This window comes from Morganella morganii H1r (assembly GCF_000633515.1).
In the GTDB taxonomy this organism is placed as follows: domain Bacteria; phylum Pseudomonadota; class Gammaproteobacteria; order Enterobacterales; family Enterobacteriaceae; genus Morganella; species Morganella morganii_B.
Window position 1 is genome coordinate 22,282 of the sequence record NZ_AYMP01000049.1, and the last position, 21,923, is coordinate 44,204.

The 21,923-nt window shown below is 52.4% G+C and carries 20 protein-coding genes; 16 read left to right on the forward strand and 4 right to left on the reverse strand.

The genetic code is table 11. The features are described 5' to 3' along the window. Positions 1-122: 122 nt before the first annotated feature. Positions 123-2,150 carry a bifunctional tRNA (5-methylaminomethyl-2-thiouridine)(34)-methyltransferase MnmD/FAD-dependent 5-carboxymethylaminomethyl-2-thiouridine(34) oxidoreductase MnmC gene (gene mnmC / locus U868_RS0120595; protein WP_025154922.1) on the reverse strand — a complete coding sequence of 676 codons (2,028 nt, stop codon included), beginning with the start codon at positions 2,148-2,150 and terminating at the stop codon, positions 123-125. 195 nt (positions 2,151-2,345) lie between these two features. Here mnmC and fabB point away from each other — a divergent pair, with 195 nt between their 5' ends. The 3 genes from fabB to U868_RS24210 all read left to right on the forward strand — a co-directional run bounded on the left by fabB (position 2,346) and on the right by U868_RS24210 (position 5,385). Beyond that, complete coding sequence (gene fabB, locus U868_RS0120600) at positions 2,346-3,560, forward strand: beta-ketoacyl-ACP synthase I (protein ID WP_025154923.1); 1,215 nt, start codon at positions 2,346-2,348, stop codon at positions 3,558-3,560. 118 nt (positions 3,561-3,678) lie between these two features. Then, positions 3,679-3,948, forward strand: a complete 270-nt coding sequence (locus U868_RS0120605; RefSeq protein WP_025154924.1) for a DUF3811 domain-containing protein — start codon at positions 3,679-3,681, stop codon at positions 3,946-3,948. A 201-nt stretch (positions 3,949-4,149) separates the two neighbouring features. Next, entirely contained in the window at positions 4,150-5,385 is a 1,236-nt protein-coding gene (locus U868_RS24210) for a colicin-like pore-forming protein (RefSeq protein ID WP_025154925.1), read from the forward strand. A 30-nt stretch (positions 5,386-5,415) separates the two neighbouring features. Here U868_RS24210 and U868_RS26275 read toward each other — a convergent pair whose 3' ends face one another. After that, the gene (locus U868_RS26275; RefSeq protein WP_345840337.1) at positions 5,416-5,904 is read right to left on the reverse strand and encodes a colicin E1 family microcin immunity protein; all 489 of its coding nucleotides are present in this window, start codon (positions 5,902-5,904) and stop codon (positions 5,416-5,418) included. Between the two features lie 116 nt (positions 5,905-6,020). After that, the gene (locus U868_RS0120620) at positions 6,021-6,950 is read right to left on the reverse strand and encodes a DMT family transporter (protein ID WP_025154927.1); all 930 of its coding nucleotides are present in this window, start codon (positions 6,948-6,950) and stop codon (positions 6,021-6,023) included. A gap of 101 nt (positions 6,951-7,051) precedes the next feature. On the opposite strand from U868_RS0120620, the gene U868_RS0120625 reads away from it, so the two are divergent. From U868_RS0120625 to U868_RS0120675, 11 genes are all read left to right on the forward strand, one after another. Beyond that, positions 7,052-7,828 carry an AraC family transcriptional regulator gene (locus U868_RS0120625; protein WP_025154928.1) on the forward strand — a complete coding sequence of 259 codons (777 nt, stop codon included), beginning with the start codon at positions 7,052-7,054 and terminating at the stop codon, positions 7,826-7,828. Positions 7,829-7,972: 144 nt separating this feature from the next. Then, on the forward strand, positions 7,973-9,103 hold the full coding sequence (gene pdxB / locus U868_RS0120630) for a 4-phosphoerythronate dehydrogenase PdxB (protein ID WP_025154929.1): 1,131 nt from the start codon (positions 7,973-7,975) through the stop codon (positions 9,101-9,103). 71 nt (positions 9,104-9,174) lie between these two features. Next, the gene (locus U868_RS0120635; protein WP_025154930.1) at positions 9,175-10,185 is read left to right on the forward strand and encodes an aspartate-semialdehyde dehydrogenase; all 1,011 of its coding nucleotides are present in this window, start codon (positions 9,175-9,177) and stop codon (positions 10,183-10,185) included. Beyond that, a complete protein-coding gene (truA, locus tag U868_RS0120640) occupies positions 10,185-11,006 on the forward strand; it encodes a tRNA pseudouridine(38-40) synthase TruA (protein ID WP_025154931.1) in 822 nt (273 codons plus the stop codon). Before U868_RS0120635 ends, truA begins: the two co-directional genes overlap by 1 nt. 45 nt (positions 11,007-11,051) lie before the next feature. Continuing rightward, complete coding sequence (locus U868_RS0120645; RefSeq protein ID WP_025154932.1) at positions 11,052-11,723, forward strand: DedA family protein; 672 nt, start codon at positions 11,052-11,054, stop codon at positions 11,721-11,723. Between the two features lie 101 nt (positions 11,724-11,824). After that, entirely contained in the window at positions 11,825-12,775 is a 951-nt protein-coding gene (gene accD / locus U868_RS0120650) for an acetyl-CoA carboxylase, carboxyltransferase subunit beta (RefSeq protein ID WP_025154933.1), read from the forward strand. Continuing rightward, entirely contained in the window at positions 12,768-14,066 is a 1,299-nt protein-coding gene (folC, locus tag U868_RS0120655; RefSeq protein WP_025154934.1) for a bifunctional tetrahydrofolate synthase/dihydrofolate synthase, read from the forward strand. The genes accD and folC overlap by 8 nt, the downstream gene beginning before the upstream one ends. Then, positions 14,056-14,736: a cell division protein DedD gene (gene dedD, locus U868_RS0120660; protein ID WP_025154935.1), complete on the forward strand. Its 681-nt coding sequence runs from the start codon at positions 14,056-14,058 to the stop codon at positions 14,734-14,736. The genes folC and dedD overlap by 11 nt, the downstream gene beginning before the upstream one ends. A 179-nt stretch (positions 14,737-14,915) precedes the next feature. Next, entirely contained in the window at positions 14,916-15,422 is a 507-nt protein-coding gene (cvpA, locus tag U868_RS0120665) for a colicin V production protein (RefSeq protein WP_025154936.1), read from the forward strand. A 15-nt stretch (positions 15,423-15,437) separates the two neighbouring features. Beyond that, the gene (gene purF / locus U868_RS0120670) at positions 15,438-16,955 is read left to right on the forward strand and encodes an amidophosphoribosyltransferase (protein WP_025154937.1); all 1,518 of its coding nucleotides are present in this window, start codon (positions 15,438-15,440) and stop codon (positions 16,953-16,955) included. 23 nt (positions 16,956-16,978) lie between these two features. Continuing rightward, positions 16,979-17,572: a UbiX family flavin prenyltransferase gene (locus tag U868_RS0120675; protein WP_025154938.1), complete on the forward strand. Its 594-nt coding sequence runs from the start codon at positions 16,979-16,981 to the stop codon at positions 17,570-17,572. A 41-nt stretch (positions 17,573-17,613) separates the two neighbouring features. Here U868_RS0120675 and U868_RS0120680 read toward each other — a convergent pair whose 3' ends face one another. Continuing rightward, positions 17,614-18,525: a TIGR01777 family oxidoreductase gene (locus U868_RS0120680; protein ID WP_025154939.1), complete on the reverse strand. Its 912-nt coding sequence runs from the start codon at positions 18,523-18,525 to the stop codon at positions 17,614-17,616. 257 nt (positions 18,526-18,782) lie between these two features. On the opposite strand from U868_RS0120680, the gene yfcD reads away from it, so the two are divergent. Next, on the forward strand, positions 18,783-19,358 hold the full coding sequence (gene yfcD, locus U868_RS0120685) for an NUDIX hydrolase YfcD (protein WP_025154940.1): 576 nt from the start codon (positions 18,783-18,785) through the stop codon (positions 19,356-19,358). Between the two features lie 400 nt (positions 19,359-19,758). Next, positions 19,759-21,837, forward strand: coding sequence for a M48 family metallopeptidase (locus tag U868_RS0120690; protein ID WP_025154941.1), 2,079 nt, complete (start codon positions 19,759-19,761; stop codon positions 21,835-21,837). Positions 21,838-21,923 lie beyond the last annotated feature (86 nt).

Below are 21,923 nucleotides of genomic sequence, written 5' to 3' on the forward strand. Positions count from 1 at the left end.
AACACAAAATGGCCCGGGTTTGTGGCGGCGATCAATAAAGTCTGCTGATGAAATTTTATTTCACCGGCGGAAAAAATATCAATAATGTGATGAAGACCGGCAGGTGGCCGGTCAGAAGCGGATCAGGATTTTTGCGGCAGCGGACGGCCTTTCAGCAATTTGCGGACATGGAAACGGGCGGGATGAATGGCCGCCAGTGTGTCATCATCCAGCGGAAGCGCCTCACCGAAAATTTGTGCTGCCAGCACTTCAGCCGCCAGCGGGGCGGTGCATAATCCGCGTGAGCCGAGTGCGGCCAGCAAAAACAGCTGAGGCAGATGCGGAACGCTGCATACGGTTTCCGGGGACGATTTTTGTTCATCCAGATGCGCATAATGCGCTGTTAATGCTGTAAAATCAGGAACATTTCCGGCCAGAGGCAGGTGATCACGTAATGTGCAGCGGATCCCCTGACGGGACTCTCCGGTGCTGATATCCACCATCTCCGGCCAGCTGACATCCGGCAGTGAGGTGAGCAGCCGCTGTTTGTTGGCGGTTTGTTCCTCTTCGCGGTATTCCGTGCCCGAATCATTGCGCTGGTGGCTGGCACCAATACAGTGCAGACCGTCAGCCGGATTCACCGGGGTCAGATAACCTTCATAACACAGCACTTTTCTCAGCCCGGCAATCGCCGGTACCGACGGCACATGGCTGACCTGGCCGCGCACCGGGGTAACCGGCAGCGGGGCGGTCTGCGGGAACTGCGTGATACAGTGGCCGTTTGCCAGCACCACCACATCCGCCTCTGCCGTACTGTTATCCGCAAAACGGAGTTGCCAGCCCTGTTCTGCCGGGATCAGCGCTTTCACCTCACAGTTTAAATGCAGTTGAAGTCCTTCTTTCTGTGCCAGCGCTGCGGTATTGCGTACCAGTTCCTGCGGGCAGAGCCAGCCGCCCTGCGGATAGTGCAGGCCGTCAAAATTGACATCGGTTCCGGCAAGACCGGAAAGCTGTTCGCGTGACAGGCGCTGCACCATCTCATCCGGCCACGCGACAGATGAAATGTTATTGATTTTTTTACTGCTTTTTTCGTGATACATCAGCTGGATCACCCCGCACCAGTCATGATCGTATTTCACGCCCTGAGCTGACAGTGCATCGTATGTACGGCGGGCAAACGGGAATGCGGCGGTAAAAAAGCGCTCAAGCGGATCATCCCGTCCGGTCAGCAGCGGATAAAGCGCGCCCTGGCGGTTGCCGGAAGCATTGAGTGCCAGAGCCGCATCCGCGCAATATAAGGAGACATCCGCACCACGGCGCAGCAGGGCGAGAGCAGAGAGAACCCCGGCGATCCCGCCGCCAATGACCGCTATCTTCTGCCGGGCGGTGGCCGGATGACGATCAAACCACGGCGTCACCGATGGTGCTGCGTCACGGTGATTTATCCCGGCAAGGCATTCCCGCTTATGTGCAAAGCCTTTACGGCGCTCAACGGTAAATCCGGCCTGCAGCAAACCACGGCGGACAAACCCGGCGGCGGTAAAGGTGGCAAAGGTACCGCCCGGTTTTGAAAAACGAATCATCAGCTCAAACAGCGACTGCTGCCACATATCCGGATTTTTGGACGGGGCAAAACCGTCGAGAAACCAGGCATCAATCTTGTTGTCCAGCGCGTGAGTGAGGGAAGGGAGTAATTCATTGACATCACCCAGCCATAAATCGAGGGTAATTTCACCGCCGGACAGCTGAATACGGTGACAACCCGGCAGTGGCTGCGGCCACTGAGCGCACAGTTGTAAGGAGAAATCCGCAAACTCCGGCCAGTGCCGGTGAGCGGCCTGTAAATCGGCCACGGTCAGCGGGAATTTTTCAAAACTGATAAAGTGCAGACGCTTCAGCGGATGCGCGGGACTGGCTGCCCGGAACGCCAGGAAGCTCTGCCACAACGTGAGAAAATTCAGCCCGGTACCAAACCCGGTTTCTGCGACAGTACAGACCGGCGTGGTCATTTGTGCAAATCTGTCCGGAAAACCGTTTCCGTTAAGAAACACATAGCGGGTTTCCGCCAGTCCGTCATCGTTAGAAAAATAGACGTCATCAAAATGTTGCGAAACAGGTGTACCCTGTTCATTCCAGGTTAAATGTGCAGTTTCAATTGCGGTTTTTTTCACGTTACGGCCTGAGGGTTCTGTTCGGTTTTCCCTGATTTTACTCTGCTTTGCGCTGTACTGCCATGCCGGATGTGACACAGCACAATATCGGTATGTAAAGATGCGAAAAAACGTCTGATCGGACTTGTTCAGCTTACAGGTGTAAGCTAAAGTAGCGCTAAAATCCCGTACTACTTAAAATGACAGAGGTATTGAATGAAGCGTGCAGTAATCACCGGTCTGGGGATTATCTCAAGTATCGGTAATAACCGGGAGGAAGTACTGGCTTCTTTGAGAGAAGGTCGTTCCGGGATCACATTCTCAGAAGAATTTAAAGAGATCGGCATGCGCAGCCAGGTTTGGGGTAACGTCAAACTGGACACTGCGGGTCTTATTGATCGTAAAACTGTCCGTTTCATGAGTGATGCATCTATCTATGCGTATCTTTCCATGGAACAGGCCATTGCAGACTCAGGCCTGACAGAAGAGCAGGTGTCTCACTACCGTACCGGTGTGGTTGCCGGTTCCGGCGGCGGTTCCCCGCGCACGCAGGCTATCGCGGCTGACGGCATGCGTGCCAAAGGTCTGCGTGGTGTCGGTCCTTACCTGGTGCCGCGTGCAATGGCATCCGGTGTGTCCGCAAACTTAGCGACACCGTTTAAAATCAAAGGCGTGAACTACTCTATCAGCTCTGCCTGCTCCACCTCTGCACACTGTATCGGCCACGCGGTGGAACTGATCCAGCTGGGCAAACAGGATGTGGTGTTTGCCGGCGGCGGTGAAGAACTGTGCTGGGAAATGAGCTGCGAATTTGACGCAATGGGCGCGCTGTCCACCAAATACAACGAAACACCGGACAAAGCGTCCCGTACTTATGATCAGGGCCGTGACGGTTTCGTGATCGCAGGCGGCGGCGGTATGGTCGTGGTGGAAGAGCTGGAGCACGCGCTGGCGCGCGGCGCACATATCTACGGTGAAGTGGTCGGCTACGGCGCGACATCTGACGGCGCGGACATGGTTGCCCCGTCCGGTGAAGGTGCGGTCCGCTGCATGCAGATGGCGATGCACGGTCTGGATACGCCGGTTGACTACATCAACACCCACGGCACATCCACGCCGGTCGGTGATACCAAAGAGCTGGAAGCGATCCGTGAAGTCTTCGGTGACCATACCCCGGCACTGTCAGCGACCAAAGCCATGACCGGTCACTCACTGGGTGCGGCAGGTGTTCACGAGGCTATCTACAGCCTGCTGATGCTGGAGCACGGTTTTATCGCGCCGAGCATCAACGTGGAAAACCTCGATGAGAAAGCGGAAGGCATGGCGATTATCACCGAACCGACCGAACGCGAACTGACCACTGTGATGTCCAACAGCTTCGGCTTCGGCGGCACCAACGCCACACTGGTTATGCGCAAATATCAGAACTGATTTTGCCCTGTTGATCAGATAAATGCCCCGGTTTAATCACCGGGGCATTTTCTTTTGCGGCAAAGTCTGTCAGGGTATAACGGTACTGTTTATCTTTTTACTGCCACAGGGGTGATGAATGAAAAAGCTGACTATCGCAGAGATGACTGAGCCGCAGAAAATCCGTGTCCGCACCCGGCTGGCTCAGGAACAGAAGAAACAGGGGCGTCCGCTGACCAATGCGGAGCAGAATAAAGTCAAAGATCAGATTATCACCGAGATTTCCAAAGAAGTGGATGCCGCTGCCGCCAAAGTCAGAGCGCAGAAAAAAAAGGATAAAATCAAACCCGGCAGCGGAACAGAAACATACAGCTGGTCAGCGAAAACCCATACGCGGGGATTACGCTGAGCCTTCCGGATAATTTACTTCCGTTTTTATTATGATAACCGCCACCCGGCGGTTTTTATATCCCGCCTTGTTGTCTTATTTTATAAGATACAGACCTGATTAATTTTAGTTTTAATAAACAACATATTCCTGAATTACAGTGAAAAACACGGCTGGGAGCCGATTTGTATTCACTGCGCATTTTTATAAAAGGAATATGTTATGACGAATCGATACGAAGACACCACACCGTTTGAGCGTGATGTGATGACCTCCATGGGGTATCACTGGAAAGGAGAGGGCTGGCAAAAAGCATCAGACAATGGTGAGACTATGATTGTTACCGGATGGACCGGGGATATCCCGGCAGATAGCGGCAGGATAACTCATATCTGGGATCAGAATATTGCAGATATGAACACATCCCCGAATCCTGTATGGGATGATGCCGATGATGGCTGGATGCATCCGGTGGATGAAGAAATCAGAAAGGAACGTCGTGAAGGGTCGGCAAGGAAATTAGAATACTTAACAAAACTTGAAGAAGATATAAATAAAGATATCAGTGAGATAATAAAAAATATAGCTGAGGTAAATGAAAAAATAAAGAACGCAAGTGATGTTTTGGAAAGTGCCACACTAAACGTTATTGTGAAAAAATTTCAGTTACAAAAAGAAAAGGTAATTAATTTACTGAATGAAGCAAGAAAAAGAAAATCTGATGCAGAAAGAAAGAGATTAAGTGATGAGGCATGGTTTTATAACAGTGAGCTCAACAGGCGTATGCAGGATAAAACCCATGGGGATATAAAAAAGGAATGGGAAAAAGGAAAAAGTATAACAAAAGAAATTGTTTTACAGGATGAGAGGATAAAAGCAGCAGAAAATGACGTAATAAAAGAAGAAGACGAATTTAGTCAGGTTAAAACAGCCGTAAAATTTACAGCAGATTTTTATAAAGAAGTGTTTAAAATGTATGGTGAAAAAGCAGAGCGACTGGCGAAAATGTTGGCGGAGCAGGCGAAAGGGAAGATAATCCGTAATGCAGACGATGCCGCGAAGTCATGGGAGAAACACAGAGCTAATCCGGATAAAAAAATCAATTCTCAGGATCGCGCCGCCATTGCAAAGTGGCTTGAATCTGTTGATGTAAAAGTTGCCGCTGAAAATTTTAAACGATTTAGTAAGGGTATGGGGTATACCAGTAAATTTATTGATTTAGCTAATTGGAGTACCTCATTATACAACGCAATACAAACTGGTGATTGGCGACCATTTTTCGTCAAAACAGAAACAATTGCTGCAGGAATGGCAGCTACAGTAGTTGTTGCCTTTGCGTTCAGTATGCTAATTGGTAATCCTGTAGGGCTGATAATGTATGGCCTGATCATGGCGGGCGTTGGTTTCGTCATTGATGATAAGTTTGTAGAAAAAGCTAACCAATTTTGGGGGATCTGAATTACATAGCCGGATAAACAGATAGGCTGCTTATTTTATCAGCAGCCTTTTTATAATATGTGTCAGAATAAAAATAATTATAATTGGAATGGATAGTAAAAAAGTACTGCAACTGTATATTGCAAGTAGCCCCATTTTCCCCGGAGTATCTATAAAAAAACCACTATTCCAAAATTTCCTTGTAGTGAATGTTAAGAAAAAACATTCAACACACCATTTAGTAAACGGATAGAATATGAAACCAAAAAATATAATAACTAAAAGGGCTGTTTTATATTTAAAGTCATCACCCCATGACAGATATAAAAGCCAAAAACTAATAACCCATCCCCAGCACATATTTTGAATATAATATTGTTTAGTCACTGTATGGTCTCCCGTAGATTGGTGTGCCATTGGCAGGACTTTAACATGGTCATATATGATAATAAGAATCAATACTGATACTGTTTTGTCACTTTGTGACAGAGGTGAAAAATTACAAAGATGCCCCAAAATAGCAGAATACAGATAAGGCATTGATAGAGTTATTAAAACAGGGATAACAACAAAAGAAAATCATATGATTCATCAATGAATTAACGCTTTTCATTTGTTGGTTATCCCTGAATGCCGGGCCCTGATTTTGTTTTTATCTATTCCCCGGCCTCACACCGCTGCTGCCGCGGTTTCCTGCTTTTGCGGCGGATAATCTGTGTCAGCGGTGTGCGCAGACGCTGCGCCATGATGACCCCGATCAGTACCACGCCGCCGCCGATAATATGGTAGCTGTGCAGTTCTTCTTTCAGGAAGACCGCGGCGATAATGGCAGTCAGTACCGGCGCCAGGTTCATAAAGATAGAAGCGGCGTTTGCACCCAGACGGGTGACGCCCAGGATCCACAGCAGCGGCGCAAAAATAGAGGCCGCAATTCCCGCATACAATACCAATCCGATATTATCGCGGTTCAGTGTCACATCCCCGGCACTGAGGAATACCGGGATCAGCAGCAGCACGCCAAACACAATCTGCATATACAGCGAGTGAATGCTGGACAGCGGGATCGCCCAGCGTTTGGTCAGCACGCCGTAGAAAGCATAAGCCAGACCGGCGATAAACATCAGCATCTCACCCTGTCCCAGCCCCTGATGCAGTAAATCTGCCGGATGTCCCTTGCTGATAAGCCAGGTCAGGCCGCTCAGGGAGAGTATCGTTCCCAGCACAATACCGATGGTCGGTGCGATCCGCAGTACCGGGATACTTAACACCACGGTCAGCAGCGGGATCAGCGAGGTGATAATCCCCATAAAGGTGGCGCTGACGGTATACGCCGCGTAATACGCGAGGCTCTGATACAGCCCCATGCCGAGAAAACCGAGGATAAACAGTTTCCATGCGTGTTGTTTGATCACCGCGCGCTGCTGCCAGACGGGTATGATCAGAAACGGTGTCATCACGGCGAGCGCCAGTGCCCAGCGGTAAAAGGAAATCGCGCCGGGGGCAATGGCACCGGCGGCCAGTTTATTCACCACGGCATTCACAGACCAGATTAATACAGCCCCGAGAGGCAAAAGCAGGTTTTTCATTCTTAAACTCATTTTCATTATCAGGCAGGTGATGTAGTGTAATATGTCTTAATTATTCTATATAACGATATCCCGCCAATTTATAGAGAGGATCTGACAAGATGGCCCGCAAGTCAGATATTTCATCACTGGGCGTGAAAGACCCGGTAACATTAATCTGCCGTCATGAACAGTTTTATTCGGAAACAGAATTTGCCCTTCATCATCATCCCTTTGGTCAGCTGTTATATGTTGCCAGCGGTGTGATGGAGATGACGGTTGAGGGACAGCGCTATCTGGCCCCGGCCGGGTTTTGTATCTGGATCCCGCCGGGGACGGAACATGCCAGTTATAACAAAGCCTGCGCCTCTTTCAAAATTATTGATATTTCGCCGCAGTGGGCACCGCAGTTACCGCAGATGGCCTGTGTGATAGAACTGACGCCGGTGTTCAGTGCCGTGATGCAGGATTTGTTCGGGCGCAAAGTCCGGGAGCCGGAAACAGGGGCGGACAGACGGCTGGCGCTGGTGCTGACTGACCAGCTGCTGTTGTCACGCTGTCAGCCGACCTATCTGCCGGTCACGGATGATAAACTGCTGGCACCGGTGCTCAGTGCGCTGGAGAATGATCCGTCCGATAATACGTCACTGGCGGAGTGGGCGGCAAGGCGCTTTACCTCGGAACGGACATTATCCCGCCGTTGTCAGCAGAAACTGGGGATGTCCTTCAGTGAATGGCGTCAGCGCCTGCGTTTTTTGCGGGCGGTGGCATTATTACAGGAGGGCCGCAGTGTGCAGAATGTCGCGCTGGACGTGGGTTACAGTTCATCATCAGCCTTCATTGCCATGTTTTCCCAGCTGGCGGGTGTCACGCCGGAACGTTTCCGTCAGCAGCCTTAATTGCTCTCTTTAGCAACAATCGGTGTTCCGGGCGTAGGTTTTATGCCGCAGAAGTGGCAAAATAGCGGCCATCCGTTTCAATTCCGGTTGTGCCGCAGCACCGACAGGTCTCCGCCGGCCGCCGACAGTATGAAGGTGAAGCCCGTGAAAATCGTTGTAGATGAGAATATGCCTTACGCCGAAACCCTGTTTTCCCGTCTCGGGGACGTGGTGGCGGTGCCGGGACGTCCGTTGCCGGACGGGGTGCTGGATGATGCTGATGCACTGATGGTACGTTCCGTCACGAAAGTGAATGCACAGCTGCTGGAAAATACCCCGGTGAAATTCACCGGTACCGCAACCGCCGGTTTTGACCATGTGGATAAAGCCTGGCTGGCAGAGCAGGGAATTGGTTTCTCCTCAGCGCCGGGTTGTAACGCGATTGCGGTGGTGGAATATGTCTTTTCCGCCCTGATGCTGCTGGCGGAACGTGACAGTTTTCAGCTGACGGATAAAACCGTGGGGATTATCGGTGCGGGGAATGTCGGCGGCCGTCTGGCGAAGCGGCTGGAGGCACTGGGTGTTAATATTCTCATCTGCGACCCGCCGCGCGCGGATAACGGAGATGCCGGGGTATTTTATGATATCGATACCCTGGTGGCACAGGCTGATATCCTGACATTCCATACCCCGCTGAATAAGTCCGGGCCGTACACCACGCTGCATCTGATGGATGAAACCCGTCTCAATGCTATGAAAGATAACGGCATTCTGATCAACGCCAGCCGTGGTGCGGTGGTGGATAATCAGGCGCTGTTATCGGTACTGGCAGGCGGCAAGCCGCTGAGTGTGGTACTGGATGTGTGGGAGCCGGAGCCGGATCTGTCAACTGAACTGCTTTCACTGGCGGATATCGGTACGCCGCATATTGCCGGTTATACCCTGGAAGGCAAGGCGCGCGGCACTACGCAGGTCTTTGAAGCCTTTGCGGAATTTGCCGGACAACCGCAGCAGGTTGCGCTGACGGAACTGTTACCGGCACCGGAATTCGGCTGTATCACACTGTCAGGTAAAGTAACGCAAAGTATTCTCAAACGTTTAATGCATCTGGTTTATGATGTCCGCCGTGATGATGCGGCATTACGCGCGGTGGCCGGTGTGCCGGGTGAGTTTGATAAACTGCGCAAGTTTTACCCTGATCGCCGTGAGTGGTCATCACTGACCGTTATTTGTGATGATGCACAGAGTGCGGCGCTGTTGTCTGACCTGGGTTTCACGGCAGAATACCGCGCATAAAATCATTTTTTTCATCATTTTTTCCGGCTGTACCGCGCTGACGCGGTGCAGTCTTTGTTCCGGAGATAACTATGTCAGAAGGCTGGAATATTGCCGTATTGGGTGCGACCGGTGCTGTCGGCAGCGCCGTGGTGTCATTACTGGAAGAGCGTGAATTTCCGGTGGGAGAGTTGTATTTACTGGCCGGAGAGCGCAGCGCGGGAGAATCGGTGCGCATGAACGGCAAAAGCTATCTGGTTACCGAAGCCCGCGATTTCGACTGGTCACAGGTACAGCTGGCCTTTTTCATGGCCGGTGCGGAAGCCACCGCCGCGTATTATGAAGCGGCGACTGACAGCGGCTGTATTGTCATTGACAGCAGCGGCCTGTTTGCACTGGAGCCGGATGTGCCGCTGGTGGTGCCGTCGGTGAACCCGCAGGCACTGGGCGAGTACCGCAACCGCAATCTGATTGCGCTGGCGGACAGCACCGTCAGTCAGTTACTGACCGCTATCCGCCCGCTGACGGAAAGCGCCGGGTTATCGCGTATCAATCTGACCAACCTGTTCTCTGTTTCCCGTTTCGGGAAAAGTGCGGTGGAAGAGCTGGCCGGTGAGTGCGGAAAACTTCTCAACGGTATTCCGCCGGAAGCCGGACGCTTCAGCAAACAACTGGCATTTAACCTGCTGCCGCTGCTGGCTGATGAACAGGGCAGTGTGTCAGAAGAGCGCCGTATCGCGGAAGAAACCCGCAAAGTTCTGCAGGATGCCGGTCTGCCGATCAGCGTGAGTTGTGTGCAGTCCCCGGTGTTCTACGGTAACGCGCAGATCGTACAACTGGAAACGCTGCGCCCGCTCGGCAGTGAGGAAGCCCGTGATGAACTGGAACGGGCAGAGGATATTGAGCTCTCTGACGAGCAGGATTTCCCGACTCAGGTGACGGATGCCTCCGGCAATCATCTGCTGAATATTGGTTGTCTGCGCAATGATTACGGTATCCCGGAAATTCTGCATTTCTGGTCGGTGGCGGATAACGTGCAGTTCGGCGGCGCACTGATGGCAGTCGAAATTGCCGAACGTCTGACGCAGGAGCAGTTTTACTGATGTCAGCGGTGATTTTACCGGCGGAAGAGGGTAAAACCACGGTCGCGCTGGGTATTGAATATGACGGCAGCCGCTATTACGGCTGGCAGCGTCAGTCAGAAGTCGCGAGTGTACAGGGCTGTCTGGAAAAAGCCCTGTCAAAAGTGGCCGCAGAGCCGGTCTCGGTTTTCTGTGCGGGCCGCACTGATGCCGGGGTGCATGCCACCGGCCAGGTAGTGCATTTTCAGACGGCAGCTGTCCGTAAAGATGCCGCCTGGACGATGGGTGTGAATACTCACCTGCCGCCGGATATCGCGGTGCGCTGGGTCAAAACCGTGCCGGATAATTTCCACGCGCGGTTCAGCGCCACGGCGCGGCGTTACCGCTATGTGATTTTCAATCACCGCTTTCGTCCGGCTATTCTCAGTAAAGGTGTGACTCACTTTCATTATCCGCTGGATGAAAAGCGGATGCATGAAGCGGCACAGAGCCTGCTGGGGGAGAATGATTTTTCCTCTTTCCGCGCTGCCCAGTGTCAGTCCAGAAGCCCGTGGCGTAATGTGATGCATGTAAACGTCACCCGTCAGAGGCAGTATGTGATTGTGGACATCAAAGCCAATGCTTTTGTGCATCATATGGTGCGCAATATCACCGGCGCTCTGCTGGAAGTCGGCTGCGGTAATCTGCCGGTCAGCCGGATGGCGGAGCTGCTGGCACTGAAAGACCGGACACAGGCACCGGCGACAGCACCGGCGGAAGGCTTGTATCTGGTTTCAGTGGATTACCCGGAAGAATTTGCCCTGCCGTCACCGGCAATGGGGCCGCTTTTCCTGGCAGATTAATTTATTAGCCGGACAAGCAAAAGCCTGCATCCGGCGGGGTGAAATATGGAATATATTAAATTTCTGATTGATTTTATTCTGCACATTGATTTGCATATGCAGGAGATGGTCGCGGCATACGGTATCTGGGTTTATGCGATTTTATTCCTGATCCTGTTTTGTGAGACCGGGCTTGTGGTCACGCCGTTCCTGCCGGGAGATTCGCTGCTGTTTGTGGCAGGGGCACTGGCGGCACTGCCGACTAACGACCTGAATATTCATATCATGGTACTGCTGATGATTACAGCGGCAATTATCGGTGATGCGGTTAACTACACTATCGGGCACTTTTTCGGGGAGCGGCTTTTCCGCAATCCGGACTCAAAAATCTTCCGTCAGAGCTATCTGCGCAAGACCCATGCGTTCTTTGAAACCCATGGCGGCAAAGCGATTATTCTGGCGCGATTTGTTCCGATCGTGCGGACATTTGCCCCGTTTGTTGCCGGTATGAGCAAAATGTCCTACCGCCACTTTGCGATGTTTAACGTTATCGGTGCGATTGTATGGGTGGTATTATTTGCCTATGCAGGGTATATCTTCGGAGAAACGAAGATTGTACAGGAAAACTTGAAATTACTTATCGTGGCGATTATTTTCATCTCCATACTACCCGGTATTATCGAGGTATGGCGTCACCGCCGTGCGGCGAAAAAAGCACAGAAACGTGATGACGCCTGAGTGGTTTGAGCAGTTTTTTATCCACAGTGCATAAGCAATGTGGTTTAATGGCAGATAATAATTACACTGGCTGAGCCAGATTTCAGACGGAAAGGTCATTAATGAGCTGGATTGAAAAAATTCTGAATAAGACCCCAATGAACCAGACACGCAAGGCGAGCATTCCTGAAGGTGTCTGGACGAAGTGCGACAGTTGTGGTCAGGTACTGTACCGCCAGGAGGTGGAACGTAATCTTGAGGTGTGTCCGAAATGTGATCATCACATGCGGATCCCTGCACGTGCGCGTCTGCTGACGTTTCTGGATGAAGGCAGCACCACGGAACTGGGAACTGATCTGGAGCCGAAAGACGTCCTGAAATTCCGTGATTCCAAAAAATACAAAGACAGACTGGTATCCGCCCAGAAAACAACCGGGGAAAAAGAAGCCCTGATTGCGATGAAAGGCACCCTGAAAACCATGCCGGTTGTCGCGGCGGCGTTTGAATTTGCCTTTATCGGCGGGTCAATGTCCTCGGTGGTCGGTGCACGGTTTGTCCGCGCGGTAGAGCAGGCGCTGGAAGATAACTGTCCGCTGGTCTGCTTCTCCGCAAGCGGCGGTGCCCGTATGCAGGAAGCGCTGATGTCACTGATGCAGATGGCCAAAACCAGTGCGGCGCTGGCCAAAATGCAGGAGCGCGGTCTGCCGTATATCTCTGTGCTGACTGACCCGACCATGGGTGGTGTCTCCGCGAGTCTGGCTATGCTGGGTGATATCAATATCGCCGAGCCGAAAGCCCTGATCGGTTTTGCCGGTCCGCGTGTTATCGAGCAGACTGTCCGTGAGAAATTACCGCCGGGATTCCAGCGCAGTGAGTTCCTGATTGAAAAAGGGGCGATCGATATGATTGTCCGCCGCCCGGAAATGCGTGATACCGTTGCGGAAATTCTGTCAAAACTGACGAACTATCAGTTCCCGCAGGAAGATGAAACCATTGAAATCCTGACTGCGGATGAACCTGATACCGACTTATCTTCCGAAACAGAGACTGATGTCAAAAAACACGATGTCTGATAAGCGAGAAAGACCGACAGCCGCGTCATCGATGATGACGTGGCTTTCTTATCTGGGTGATCTGCATACGCAGGTTATTGATATGGGACTGGAGCGTGTCGGTGCGGTGGCGGATATCATGAATCTGCGCTATCCCGCCCCGAAAGTCATTACCGTTTCCGGAACCAACGGCAAAGGCACCACCTGCCACACGCTCGAATCCATCCTGCTGGCAGCAGGGTTGCGGGTCGGGGTGTACAGTTCCCCGCATCTGGTGAATTACACCGAACGGGTGCGGATTCAGGGACAAAACCCGCCGGAAGCCGATTTTTGCCGTGTCTTTGCAGATATTGACGCGCAGCGCGGCGATATCACACTGACCTATTTTGAAGCGGGCACACTGGCGGCACTGCAGCTGTTCCGCGAAGCCAGCCTTGATGTGGTGATTCTGGAGGTCGGCCTCGGCGGGCGTCTGGATGCCACTAATATCGTCGATTCTCATATCACCGCGATTACCAGTATCGCGCTGGATCACACCGACTGGCTCGGGGCTGACCGTGAGCATATCGCCCGCGAGAAAGCCGGGATCTTCCGCCCGCACTGTGTGGCGGTGATCGGTGAGCCGGATGCCCCTTATACCATCGCTGATGTGGCAAACAAGCTGGAAACCCCGCTGTTCTGCCGTGCCGATGACTGGTCTTATAAAGAGCAGGGCGACCACTGGACGTGGCAGTGTGAGGATGAAACCCTCGAAAATCTGCCGCTGCCGAATGTGCCGCTGGCAAATGCCGCGACCGCTCTTGCGGTGATCCATAATCTGCGTCAGGTGAAAGACAAAACCGGCCGCGCCATCACCCGTGAGGCGATTGATACCGGGCTGCGTCAGGCACAATTGCCGGGCCGTTTCCAGATTGTCTCGCAACAACCGCTGACCGTGCTGGATGTGGCGCATAACCCGCATGCCGCCGGTTATCTGGTCTCGAAACTGGCACAACTGCCGCGCACTGCGCACAGCCGTGTCCGGGCGGTGATCGGTATGCTGGGTGATAAAGATATCAAAGGCACTCTGGCGGTGCTGGATGAGCAGGTGACTGACTGGTATGTCGCGCCGCTGACGGAACTGCGCGGCGCCCCGGCGGAACAGCTGGCGGAGCACCTGACTGACCCGCAGCAGTTTGCGGATGTGGAAAGTGCCTGGGAACAGGCGTGCCGTGATGCGTCACCGGAGGATATCGTGGTGGTGTGCGGGTCATTCCACACAGTGGCGCATGTTATGGACGTTTTAGCGAAGGAAGGTGCGGGTGGCCAGTAAATTTCAGAATCGCTTAGTCGGAACCATTATCCTGGTTGCGGTGGGTGTGATTGTCCTGCCGGTGCTTTTGGACGGCGATAAGAAATATAACGAAGACCAGTTCGCAGCCATCCCGCTTATCCCGAAAGAAGGGGAGCAGGATGAGATTGATGCGGTGAATCCGATCAATCAGACCATGCCGACGATGCCGTCAGAAGGGGCATCCAGCGCTATGATTAGCGAAGCGGCACAAACCGGAACGGAAGACGGACCGGAAGAGGCGTCTGCGGGCGGCAGCACAACCTCTAATGTGCCGCCGGGTGCGGATCCGCTGCCACCGGTGGTGGTGCCGGATAAACAACCGCCGCCGAAACCGGAACCGAAACCTGAGCCAAAACCGGAACCTAAGCCGGAACCAAAACCTGAGCCGAAACCGGAACCCAAGCCGGAAAAAGCGCCTCAGGGACAGGCTTATGTTGTGCAGCTGGGTGCGTTATCCAATGCCCGCAAGGTCGAGGAAATTGTTGCCACCCTGCGGTTGTCCGGTTATCAGGTGTATACCGTGCCGCGCGGCAAACTGAAGCTGATTATGGTCGGGCCGTCTGCCTCGCAGGCAGAGCTGAAATCCTCGCTGGGGGAACTGAGACAGCTTACCGGGCTGGATGGCCGGGTGCAGTCTTATAAACCGTAGCAAATTTAAGGAATTAGCAATATCTGTTAATAAAATCAGTTAACTCTTTGCGGCGATTATAAATTTTTATTTCGCCGCAATTTATTTTCAGACAGAGCAAAAATCCGTTACGCAAACGTTTTCGTTTTCTGTTAGAATGCGCCCGTCACTGATGCCGGGGCATCAATTTGGATAGTGATATGGTTTGGATTGATTACGCAATTATTGCAATTATTGCTTTCTCGGCATTAGTCAGCCTGGTTCGTGGTTTCGTTCGCGAAGCCTTATCGTTAGTGACCTGGGTCTGCGCGTTTTATGTGGCCAGCGAGTTTTTCCCGCTGCTGGCGGATTATTTTACGCGCTTTGATGACCCGCTGGTCCGCAACGGGATCGCTATCGCGATTTTATTTGTTGCGACACTGATTGTCGGCTCGGTGATTAACCATGTTATCGGTTCACTGGTTCAGCGGACAGGCTTATCAGGCACAGATCGTGTTCTCGGGGTTTGTTTTGGTGCTCTGCGCGGGGTGCTGATCGTGGCGGCAATTTTGTTCTTCCTCGACAGCTTCACACAGATGAATCAGAGCAGCGACTGGCAGCAGTCACAACTCATCCCCCAATTCAGTCATGTTATCAGGTGGTTCTTTGACTACCTCCAGAATGCGTCAAGTTTCCTGCCGGAGAATTTTCCTTCTCCGCCCGGCTGATGAGGAAAAAACTACATGTGTGGTATTGTTGGTATCGTTGGTTTTACGCAAGTCAATCAATCAATCTATGATGCGCTCACGGTGTTACAGCACCGGGGCCAGGATGCAGCCGGTATCGCAACCATTGACAGTAACAATGGTTTCCGGCTCCGTAAAGCCAACGGACTGGTGAAAGATGTTTTCGAAACCCGCCATATGCTGCGTTTACAGGGCACACTCGGGATTGGCCATGTCCGCTACCCGACCGCAGGCAGCTCCAGTGCATCGGAAGCACAGCCGTTTTATGTCAATTCACCGTTCGGTATCACCCTTGCGCACAACGGCAATCTGACCAATGCGCACACGCTGAAACATCAGCTGTTTGAAACAGCACGGCGTCATGTTAATACTACCTCCGATTCTGAAATCCTGCTCAACGTGCTGGCGTATGAGCTGGATCGCTTTGATGCGCACCCGCTGGAACCGGACAATATTTTTGCTGCGGTCAGCGCGATGCACACCAAAATCCGCGGCGCGTATGCCTGCGTGGCCCTGATTATCGGTCACGGCCTGCTGGCGTTCCGTGATCCGAACGGCATCCGGCCGCTGGTGCTCGGCAAGCGCGCCCTGAATGATGGCCGCGAAGAGTATATGGTAGCGTCTGAAAGTGTCGCACTGGATACCCTCGGCTTTGAATATCTGCGTGATGTGGCACCGGGGGAAGCGGTGTATATCACGGAAACCGGGCAGCTCTACACCCGTCAGTGTGCGGCAAATCCGTCACTGACACCGTGCCTGTTTGAGTTTGTCTATTTCGCCCGTCCGGATTCCGTTATCGATAAAGTCTCTGTCTACAACGCCCGTCTGCGCATGGGTCAGAAACTCGGCGCGAAAATTGCCCGCGAGTGGGAAGATCTGGATATCGATGTGGTGATCCCGATTCCGGAAACCTCGATGGACAGCGCACTGGAAATCGCCCATATGCTGAATAAGCCGTACCGCCAGGGGTTTGTGAAAAACCGCTATGTGGGACGTACCTTTATCATGCCGGGCCAGCAGGAGCGCAAAAAATCCGTCCGCCGCAAACTTAATGCCAACCGTACTGAGTTCCGGGGCAAAAACGTGCTGCTGGTGGATGATTCCATTGTGCGCGGCACCACGTCAGAGCAGATTGTGGAGCTGGCACGGGAAGCCGGGGCGAAGAAAGTCTATTTTGCCTCTGCGGCGCCGGAAGTGCGTTTCCCTAACGTCTACGGCATCGATATGCCGAATGCCAACGAGTTAATTGCTCACGGTCGTGAAGCGGATGAAATCTGCCGCCTGATTGGTGCGGATGCCCTGATTTTCCAGGATCTCAGTGACCTTATCGATGCGGTGCGTGAAGAGAACCCGGATATCCGCGGTCTTGAGGCATCGGTGTTTGATGGTATCTATGTCACCAAAGATATCGACCAGGATTATCTCGACTATGTGGAAAACTTACGTAAGGATGATGAATTAAAGTTGCGGGATCATAACGAAATTGAGAACCTTGAGATATATAATGAGGGTTAATCTTTTTTTTGTCAGGTGATGTTATGAAAAAACTGATTGTGGGGCTGACCGGCGCAAGTGGTGCTGTCTATGGTGTGCGGTTGCTGGAGGTCCTGCAAACGGTGCCGGAAGTGGAAACCCACCTGATTGTCAGTCAGGCGGCCCGGCAGACACTGGCGCTGGAAACGGCATACAGTCTGCGGGACGTGCAGGCACTGGCGGATGTGGTACATGATGAGCGTGATATTGCCGCCTGTATTTCTTCCGGCTCTGTCAGAACCCTGGGGATGGTTATCCTGCCGTGTTCGGTGAAAACTCTGTCGGGGATTGTTCACAGCTACACGGACACCCTGGTGACCCGCGCGGCGGATGTGGTGCTCAAGGAAGGGCGCAAACTGGTGCTGGGTGTTCGCGAAACGCCGCTGCATCTGGGACATCTGCGGCTGATGACACAGGCGGCGGAAATCGGCGCGGTAATTATGCCGCCGATGCCCGCGTTTTATCACCAGCCGGAAACCGTGCAGGATATTATTGACCAGACGGTTAACCGTGTACTTGATCAGTTTGATATTTCATTACAGGAAGATTTATTTACCCGCTGGAGCGGGGCGAAAAATCCCCGTTCCGGGCAGCCGTAATCCGCAATAACCCGGCCGTTTGTTTCCGGCCGGGTTCTGCCTTAATACTCCGCCGGACTGTCCAGTAAATCCCGCAGTGCTTCTTCCAGATTGATAAACCGGCAGCCGAACCCGGCTTCCTCCAGCCGTTTCGGCAGGGCATTCTGACCACCCAGCACCAGCACTGCCGCTTCTCCCATCAGTGTCTTTACCACAAACGCCGGTACACGCAGCAGATGCGGACGGTGCAGGATCTGCGCCAGTACCGCCGCAAATTGCTCATTATGGGACGGATAAGGCGCGGTCATATTGAACGGGCCGTTCTGCGCGGGGTCATCGAGCAGAAACAGAATGGCGCTGACCATGTCATTGATATGGATCCACGGCATATACTGACGACCGTTACCAACAGGTCCGCCGAGACCCGCGCGGTAGGCCGGCAGCAATTTTGCCAGTACCCCGCCTTCCGGAGAGAGCACAATCCCGGTGCGCAGCAGACAGACGCGGGTTTTTTCACTCTGTGCCTTCATCGCCAGAGACTCCCAGCGGTCGCACAGGGTATGGGTAAATTCCGGGTTCGGTTCATCATCCTCCGTCACCACGGTTTGCCCCTGATCACCATACCAGCCAACGGCAGAGCCGGAGAGAAATACCGCCGGTGGCGTTTCACTGGCATTGATAAGCTCACTGAGCCGTTCAGTTATCTGCCAGCGGCTCTCACACAGCAGCTTTTTCTGCTCTTCACTCCAGCGTTTATCCGCGATAGGCTCACCGGCGAGGTTAATCACCGCATCGATATCATTAAGGTGCGTTATTTCGCTGAGCGAGTTGAGATTTTCTGCGGCTGAGCAAAAACGGGAATAGACTTTCTGCGGTGAGCGGCTCAGAACCACCACCTGATATTTCCGGGCAATCAGTGCCTGCACCAGCGGGGTGCCGATAAGCCCGGTGCCGCCTGTGATCAGAATACGCATAGATGCTCCTTCTGCCGGTAGGTTTCTCTGACTATAGCAGTTTTTGCTGCCGGTGGATGTGATCAGCAAGAAAGAAAAACAATCATAGAACCGCTATCAATTCTTGATATACTGATTCAAAGACCATAATGACCACTATCATTATTAGTTTGGTATATAAAAGCGGTATAAAGCAGAGGCCCGCAGATTAACCGCGTGTGCCACTGAAAAAACAGAAACAGTATCCGTAATACTGATAAAAAAGAAAAGGTTAGAGGATGGAACAAGATAGCGCTATCGAGTGGGTGGACGTGGTCGATGAAAATAATGATGTTATCGGCCAGGCGACCCGCGAGCAGATGCGGGCGGAAAACCTGCGTCACCGGGCAACCTACATCGTTGTGCATGACGGCATGGGAAAAATTCTTGTCCAGCGCAGAACTGAGCATAAAGATTTCTGTCCGGGCCTGCTGGATGCCACTGCCGGTGGTGTGGTGCAGCAGGGCGAACTGATGCTTGATTCTGCCCGGCGCGAAGCAGAGGAAGAACTCGGGATCGCCGGTGTGCCGTTTGCCGAGCACGGCCTGTTTTATTATGAAGAGCCGGTTTGCCGTGTCTGGGGCGGGTTATTCAGCTGTGTGACACACGGCCCGTTCGCGCTTCAGGAAAGCGAAGTATCAGAAGTGACCTGGCTGACCCCGGCTGAAATCACTGCCCGCTGTGATGAATTTACAGCAGATTCACTGAAGGCCCTTTCACTCTGGCTGACGCGGAATAATCAGAATTATACGCCGGCAGAGCGGCAGAAGCCGGTTACAGAGACTGAAGCTGAAATAAGCAGCGACAGCGAATAAAAACCGGATAAGCCTGCAAATATGCGGGCTTTTTTATATTTAAAAACCGGTAAGATAAAATGCAGACAGTAAATATTCCGGCAGAAGGAATATCATTGGATATAAGCCGGTATTATTCCCGTTATTCCGGTTTTGGCATTGACTTATTTTCCTGTAAACTTTCTTTCCGGATATAAACAATAATTCCACAATGTTTATCTGGTATTGTTTCTGACGTTTGTCCGGAAACGACCTGTTTATACAGTAAGAATTAAAAACGACCAACACATTGAAATAGGGTTGTTTTATATATTTACACGGATGGGTTGTTAACGGAGGCTGTGATGTATGGCCGCAGGATAATAAGAATCATCCTGAAATAAACGGAAGATAATAAAATACAACCTGAACGAGAGTAATAATGAGAAATAAATTAGCAGGATGGCTGTTATTATTACCGCTGCTTCTCACCACCTGGGGTGCTATTCAGTATTGGCGGGTCAGTGATGCATATCAGTCTTACCAATTTGTCATGGCAGAGAAAGCGGATCTTCAGCATCTGATTGCCAAAAATCCGGATACACAGATTATCTATGATGACGGGGAAACGGTATCTGCCGGTCAGCAGCTGGGAATGATCAACCGTGAACTGAATAAATACAGCAGTGAAATTACGATGATTCTGGCCAGGGTGGGTATCAGTCAGGGGACTGTCGCCACCGGAATTTTATCATTGCTGTTCGGTGCCGGGGCGATTTACCTCTGTATCAGCAGCGGCCGTGCTGCCCGGCGCTCCCGCGATACACTGCTGAAGGTCTTTGCCCGCTGCCGCAAACTGCTGCCGTTTATCCTGACCGGGCAGATGACGCTGGTCGGCCTGAGCATCATTTGTGTGATGGCCTATGAAGCACTGTGGTTCGCCGGTAATTTCGCCATGAGCGGCGGCGGTGCAAAAATCATGGTTTTTATTCTGATCAGTATTGTGCTGATTACCTGGTACATCATCAAAGGGCTGTTTAAGCTGCGTAAGAGTTTTACAATGTTCCGCAGCGAACCGTCTGATGTGGCAGGGCATGCTGTCAGCCGTGAGGAAGCGCCGGGGCTGTGGCAGTGGGTGGATGAGATTGCCGCGAAAGTCGGCACAACGCCGCCGGATCATATTATTGCCGGTATGATGGAATGCTTCTATGTGACATCTCACCGTATAATGCTGAATGAAAATCAGCTGATTGAAGGGAAAACCCTGTACTTCCCGCTGCTCTATTCCGCACTGCTCAACCGTGAGGAAGCCAGTGCGGTTATCGGGCATGAACTGGGGCACTTCACCGGCGAAGATACCACTTACAGCCTGAACTTTGCACCGATCTATGCCGGTATGAGCCACAGTATTTCGCTGGTGGCTAATGAGGTGGAAGATTACTACAGTAAAGTGATTATGAGCCCGTCGGTGTATCTCGGGATCTTTTTCCTTGAGCAGTTTGATTTCGCGGTCAGTCACTGGAGCCGTATCCGTGAACTGGAAGCGGACAAAGCCGGGGCATCGGTCAGTTCACCGGCGGCGGTGGCATCATCCCTGTTACGAATCTCCGCCGTCAGTGAGGTGATTTCGGAAACGCTGGGTGAGCTGTATGAAGGCACGCTGAAAACGGATGATTTATTACCGGTGGTGATGGCACGCCTGAGGGAGCGTGGTGTACCGGAAGCCGGTCAGTTTCTGAATGAGGCAACCAGCCACCCGAGCGACAGTCACCCGCAGACCCGTGCCCGTATTGAAGCGCTGTCTCAGGATATCAGTGATGAGTTGCTGGCAGCCGCTTCCCGCGAGGTACAATCGGATGATTACGCCAATATTGCGGATCTGTTCACGGATGCCAAAGCGCTTTCCATGATGCTGACAGCATCACTCTCCGGCATTGTTACGGAGTGCATCACACAGCGGACAGAAGCACTGGAAACCCTGCTGCATGAATCTGTGGTGGCAGATGAGGTGGTTATCAGTGAGGGCCGGAGAACATTCCGTGTGATGTTCACCTTTGGTCTGGTGGTTGTGGCCGGGATGGGGATTGCCGCCGTGAAACTCGGTGCGGAAAATCTGATAAGCTCCGGTGCGGTTCACGGCCTGTGGCTGCTGTTGTTGTTCTGGGGGGCGGCGTTTATGTACCGTGACAGAGGAAAAGCACCGCTGTTTGCTTTTCGTCACGGACAGCTGGTCAGTGATAAGCTGGTACAGGCGTATCCGCTGCACTACATTGTTGATTATGACATCACGGATGTCTACGGTGTGGCGACGCTCACACTGCATGTGGCTGACGGGGCGCCTGCACCGGACATGGCAGTAAAAAACCGTTTCTTTAAATACGATGCCAAAAAGCAGAAGCTGATAATTATGATAGCGGGTGTCCGCATCTGGCAGGGAGAATCGTTATCGGCGCAGGATTTATCGGAGCTGGTACATGGGCAGTTACAGATGGCACATGTGAAGCATGAGCTGAGGCAGTGATTTTCTGCTGAAATACAGGGAACCGCCGCAAGGCGGTTTTTTTGACGGGATGTATAAAAAATCCCGGCGGGGAAACCCGGCCGGGA

Coding starts and splice junctions, on each gene's coding strand:
- fabB (WP_025154923.1), top strand. CDS start 2,346: ATGAAGCGTGCAGTAATCACCGGTCTGGGGATTATCTCAAGTATCGGT.
- U868_RS0120605 (WP_025154924.1), top strand. CDS start 3,679: ATGAAAAAGCTGACTATCGCAGAGATGACTGAGCCGCAGAAAATCCGT.
- U868_RS24210 (WP_025154925.1), top strand. CDS start 4,150: ATGACGAATCGATACGAAGACACCACACCGTTTGAGCGTGATGTGATG.
- U868_RS26275 (WP_345840337.1), bottom strand. CDS start 5,904: ATGCCTTATCTGTATTCTGCTATTTTGGGGCATCTTTGTAATTTTTCA.
- U868_RS0120620 (WP_025154927.1), bottom strand. CDS start 6,950: ATGAAAAACCTGCTTTTGCCTCTCGGGGCTGTATTAATCTGGTCTGTG.
- U868_RS0120625 (WP_025154928.1), top strand. CDS start 7,052: ATGGCCCGCAAGTCAGATATTTCATCACTGGGCGTGAAAGACCCGGTA.
- U868_RS0120635 (WP_025154930.1), top strand. CDS start 9,175: ATGTCAGAAGGCTGGAATATTGCCGTATTGGGTGCGACCGGTGCTGTC.
- truA (WP_025154931.1), top strand. CDS start 10,185: ATGTCAGCGGTGATTTTACCGGCGGAAGAGGGTAAAACCACGGTCGCG.
- U868_RS0120645 (WP_025154932.1), top strand. CDS start 11,052: ATGGAATATATTAAATTTCTGATTGATTTTATTCTGCACATTGATTTG.
- accD (WP_025154933.1), top strand. CDS start 11,825: ATGAGCTGGATTGAAAAAATTCTGAATAAGACCCCAATGAACCAGACA.
- folC (WP_025154934.1), top strand. CDS start 12,768: ATGTCTGATAAGCGAGAAAGACCGACAGCCGCGTCATCGATGATGACG.
- cvpA (WP_025154936.1), top strand. CDS start 14,916: ATGGTTTGGATTGATTACGCAATTATTGCAATTATTGCTTTCTCGGCA.
- purF (WP_025154937.1), top strand. CDS start 15,438: ATGTGTGGTATTGTTGGTATCGTTGGTTTTACGCAAGTCAATCAATCA.
- U868_RS0120675 (WP_025154938.1), top strand. CDS start 16,979: ATGAAAAAACTGATTGTGGGGCTGACCGGCGCAAGTGGTGCTGTCTAT.
- U868_RS0120680 (WP_025154939.1), bottom strand. CDS start 18,525: ATGCGTATTCTGATCACAGGCGGCACCGGGCTTATCGGCACCCCGCTG.
- yfcD (WP_025154940.1), top strand. CDS start 18,783: ATGGAACAAGATAGCGCTATCGAGTGGGTGGACGTGGTCGATGAAAAT.
- U868_RS0120690 (WP_025154941.1), top strand. CDS start 19,759: ATGAGAAATAAATTAGCAGGATGGCTGTTATTATTACCGCTGCTTCTC.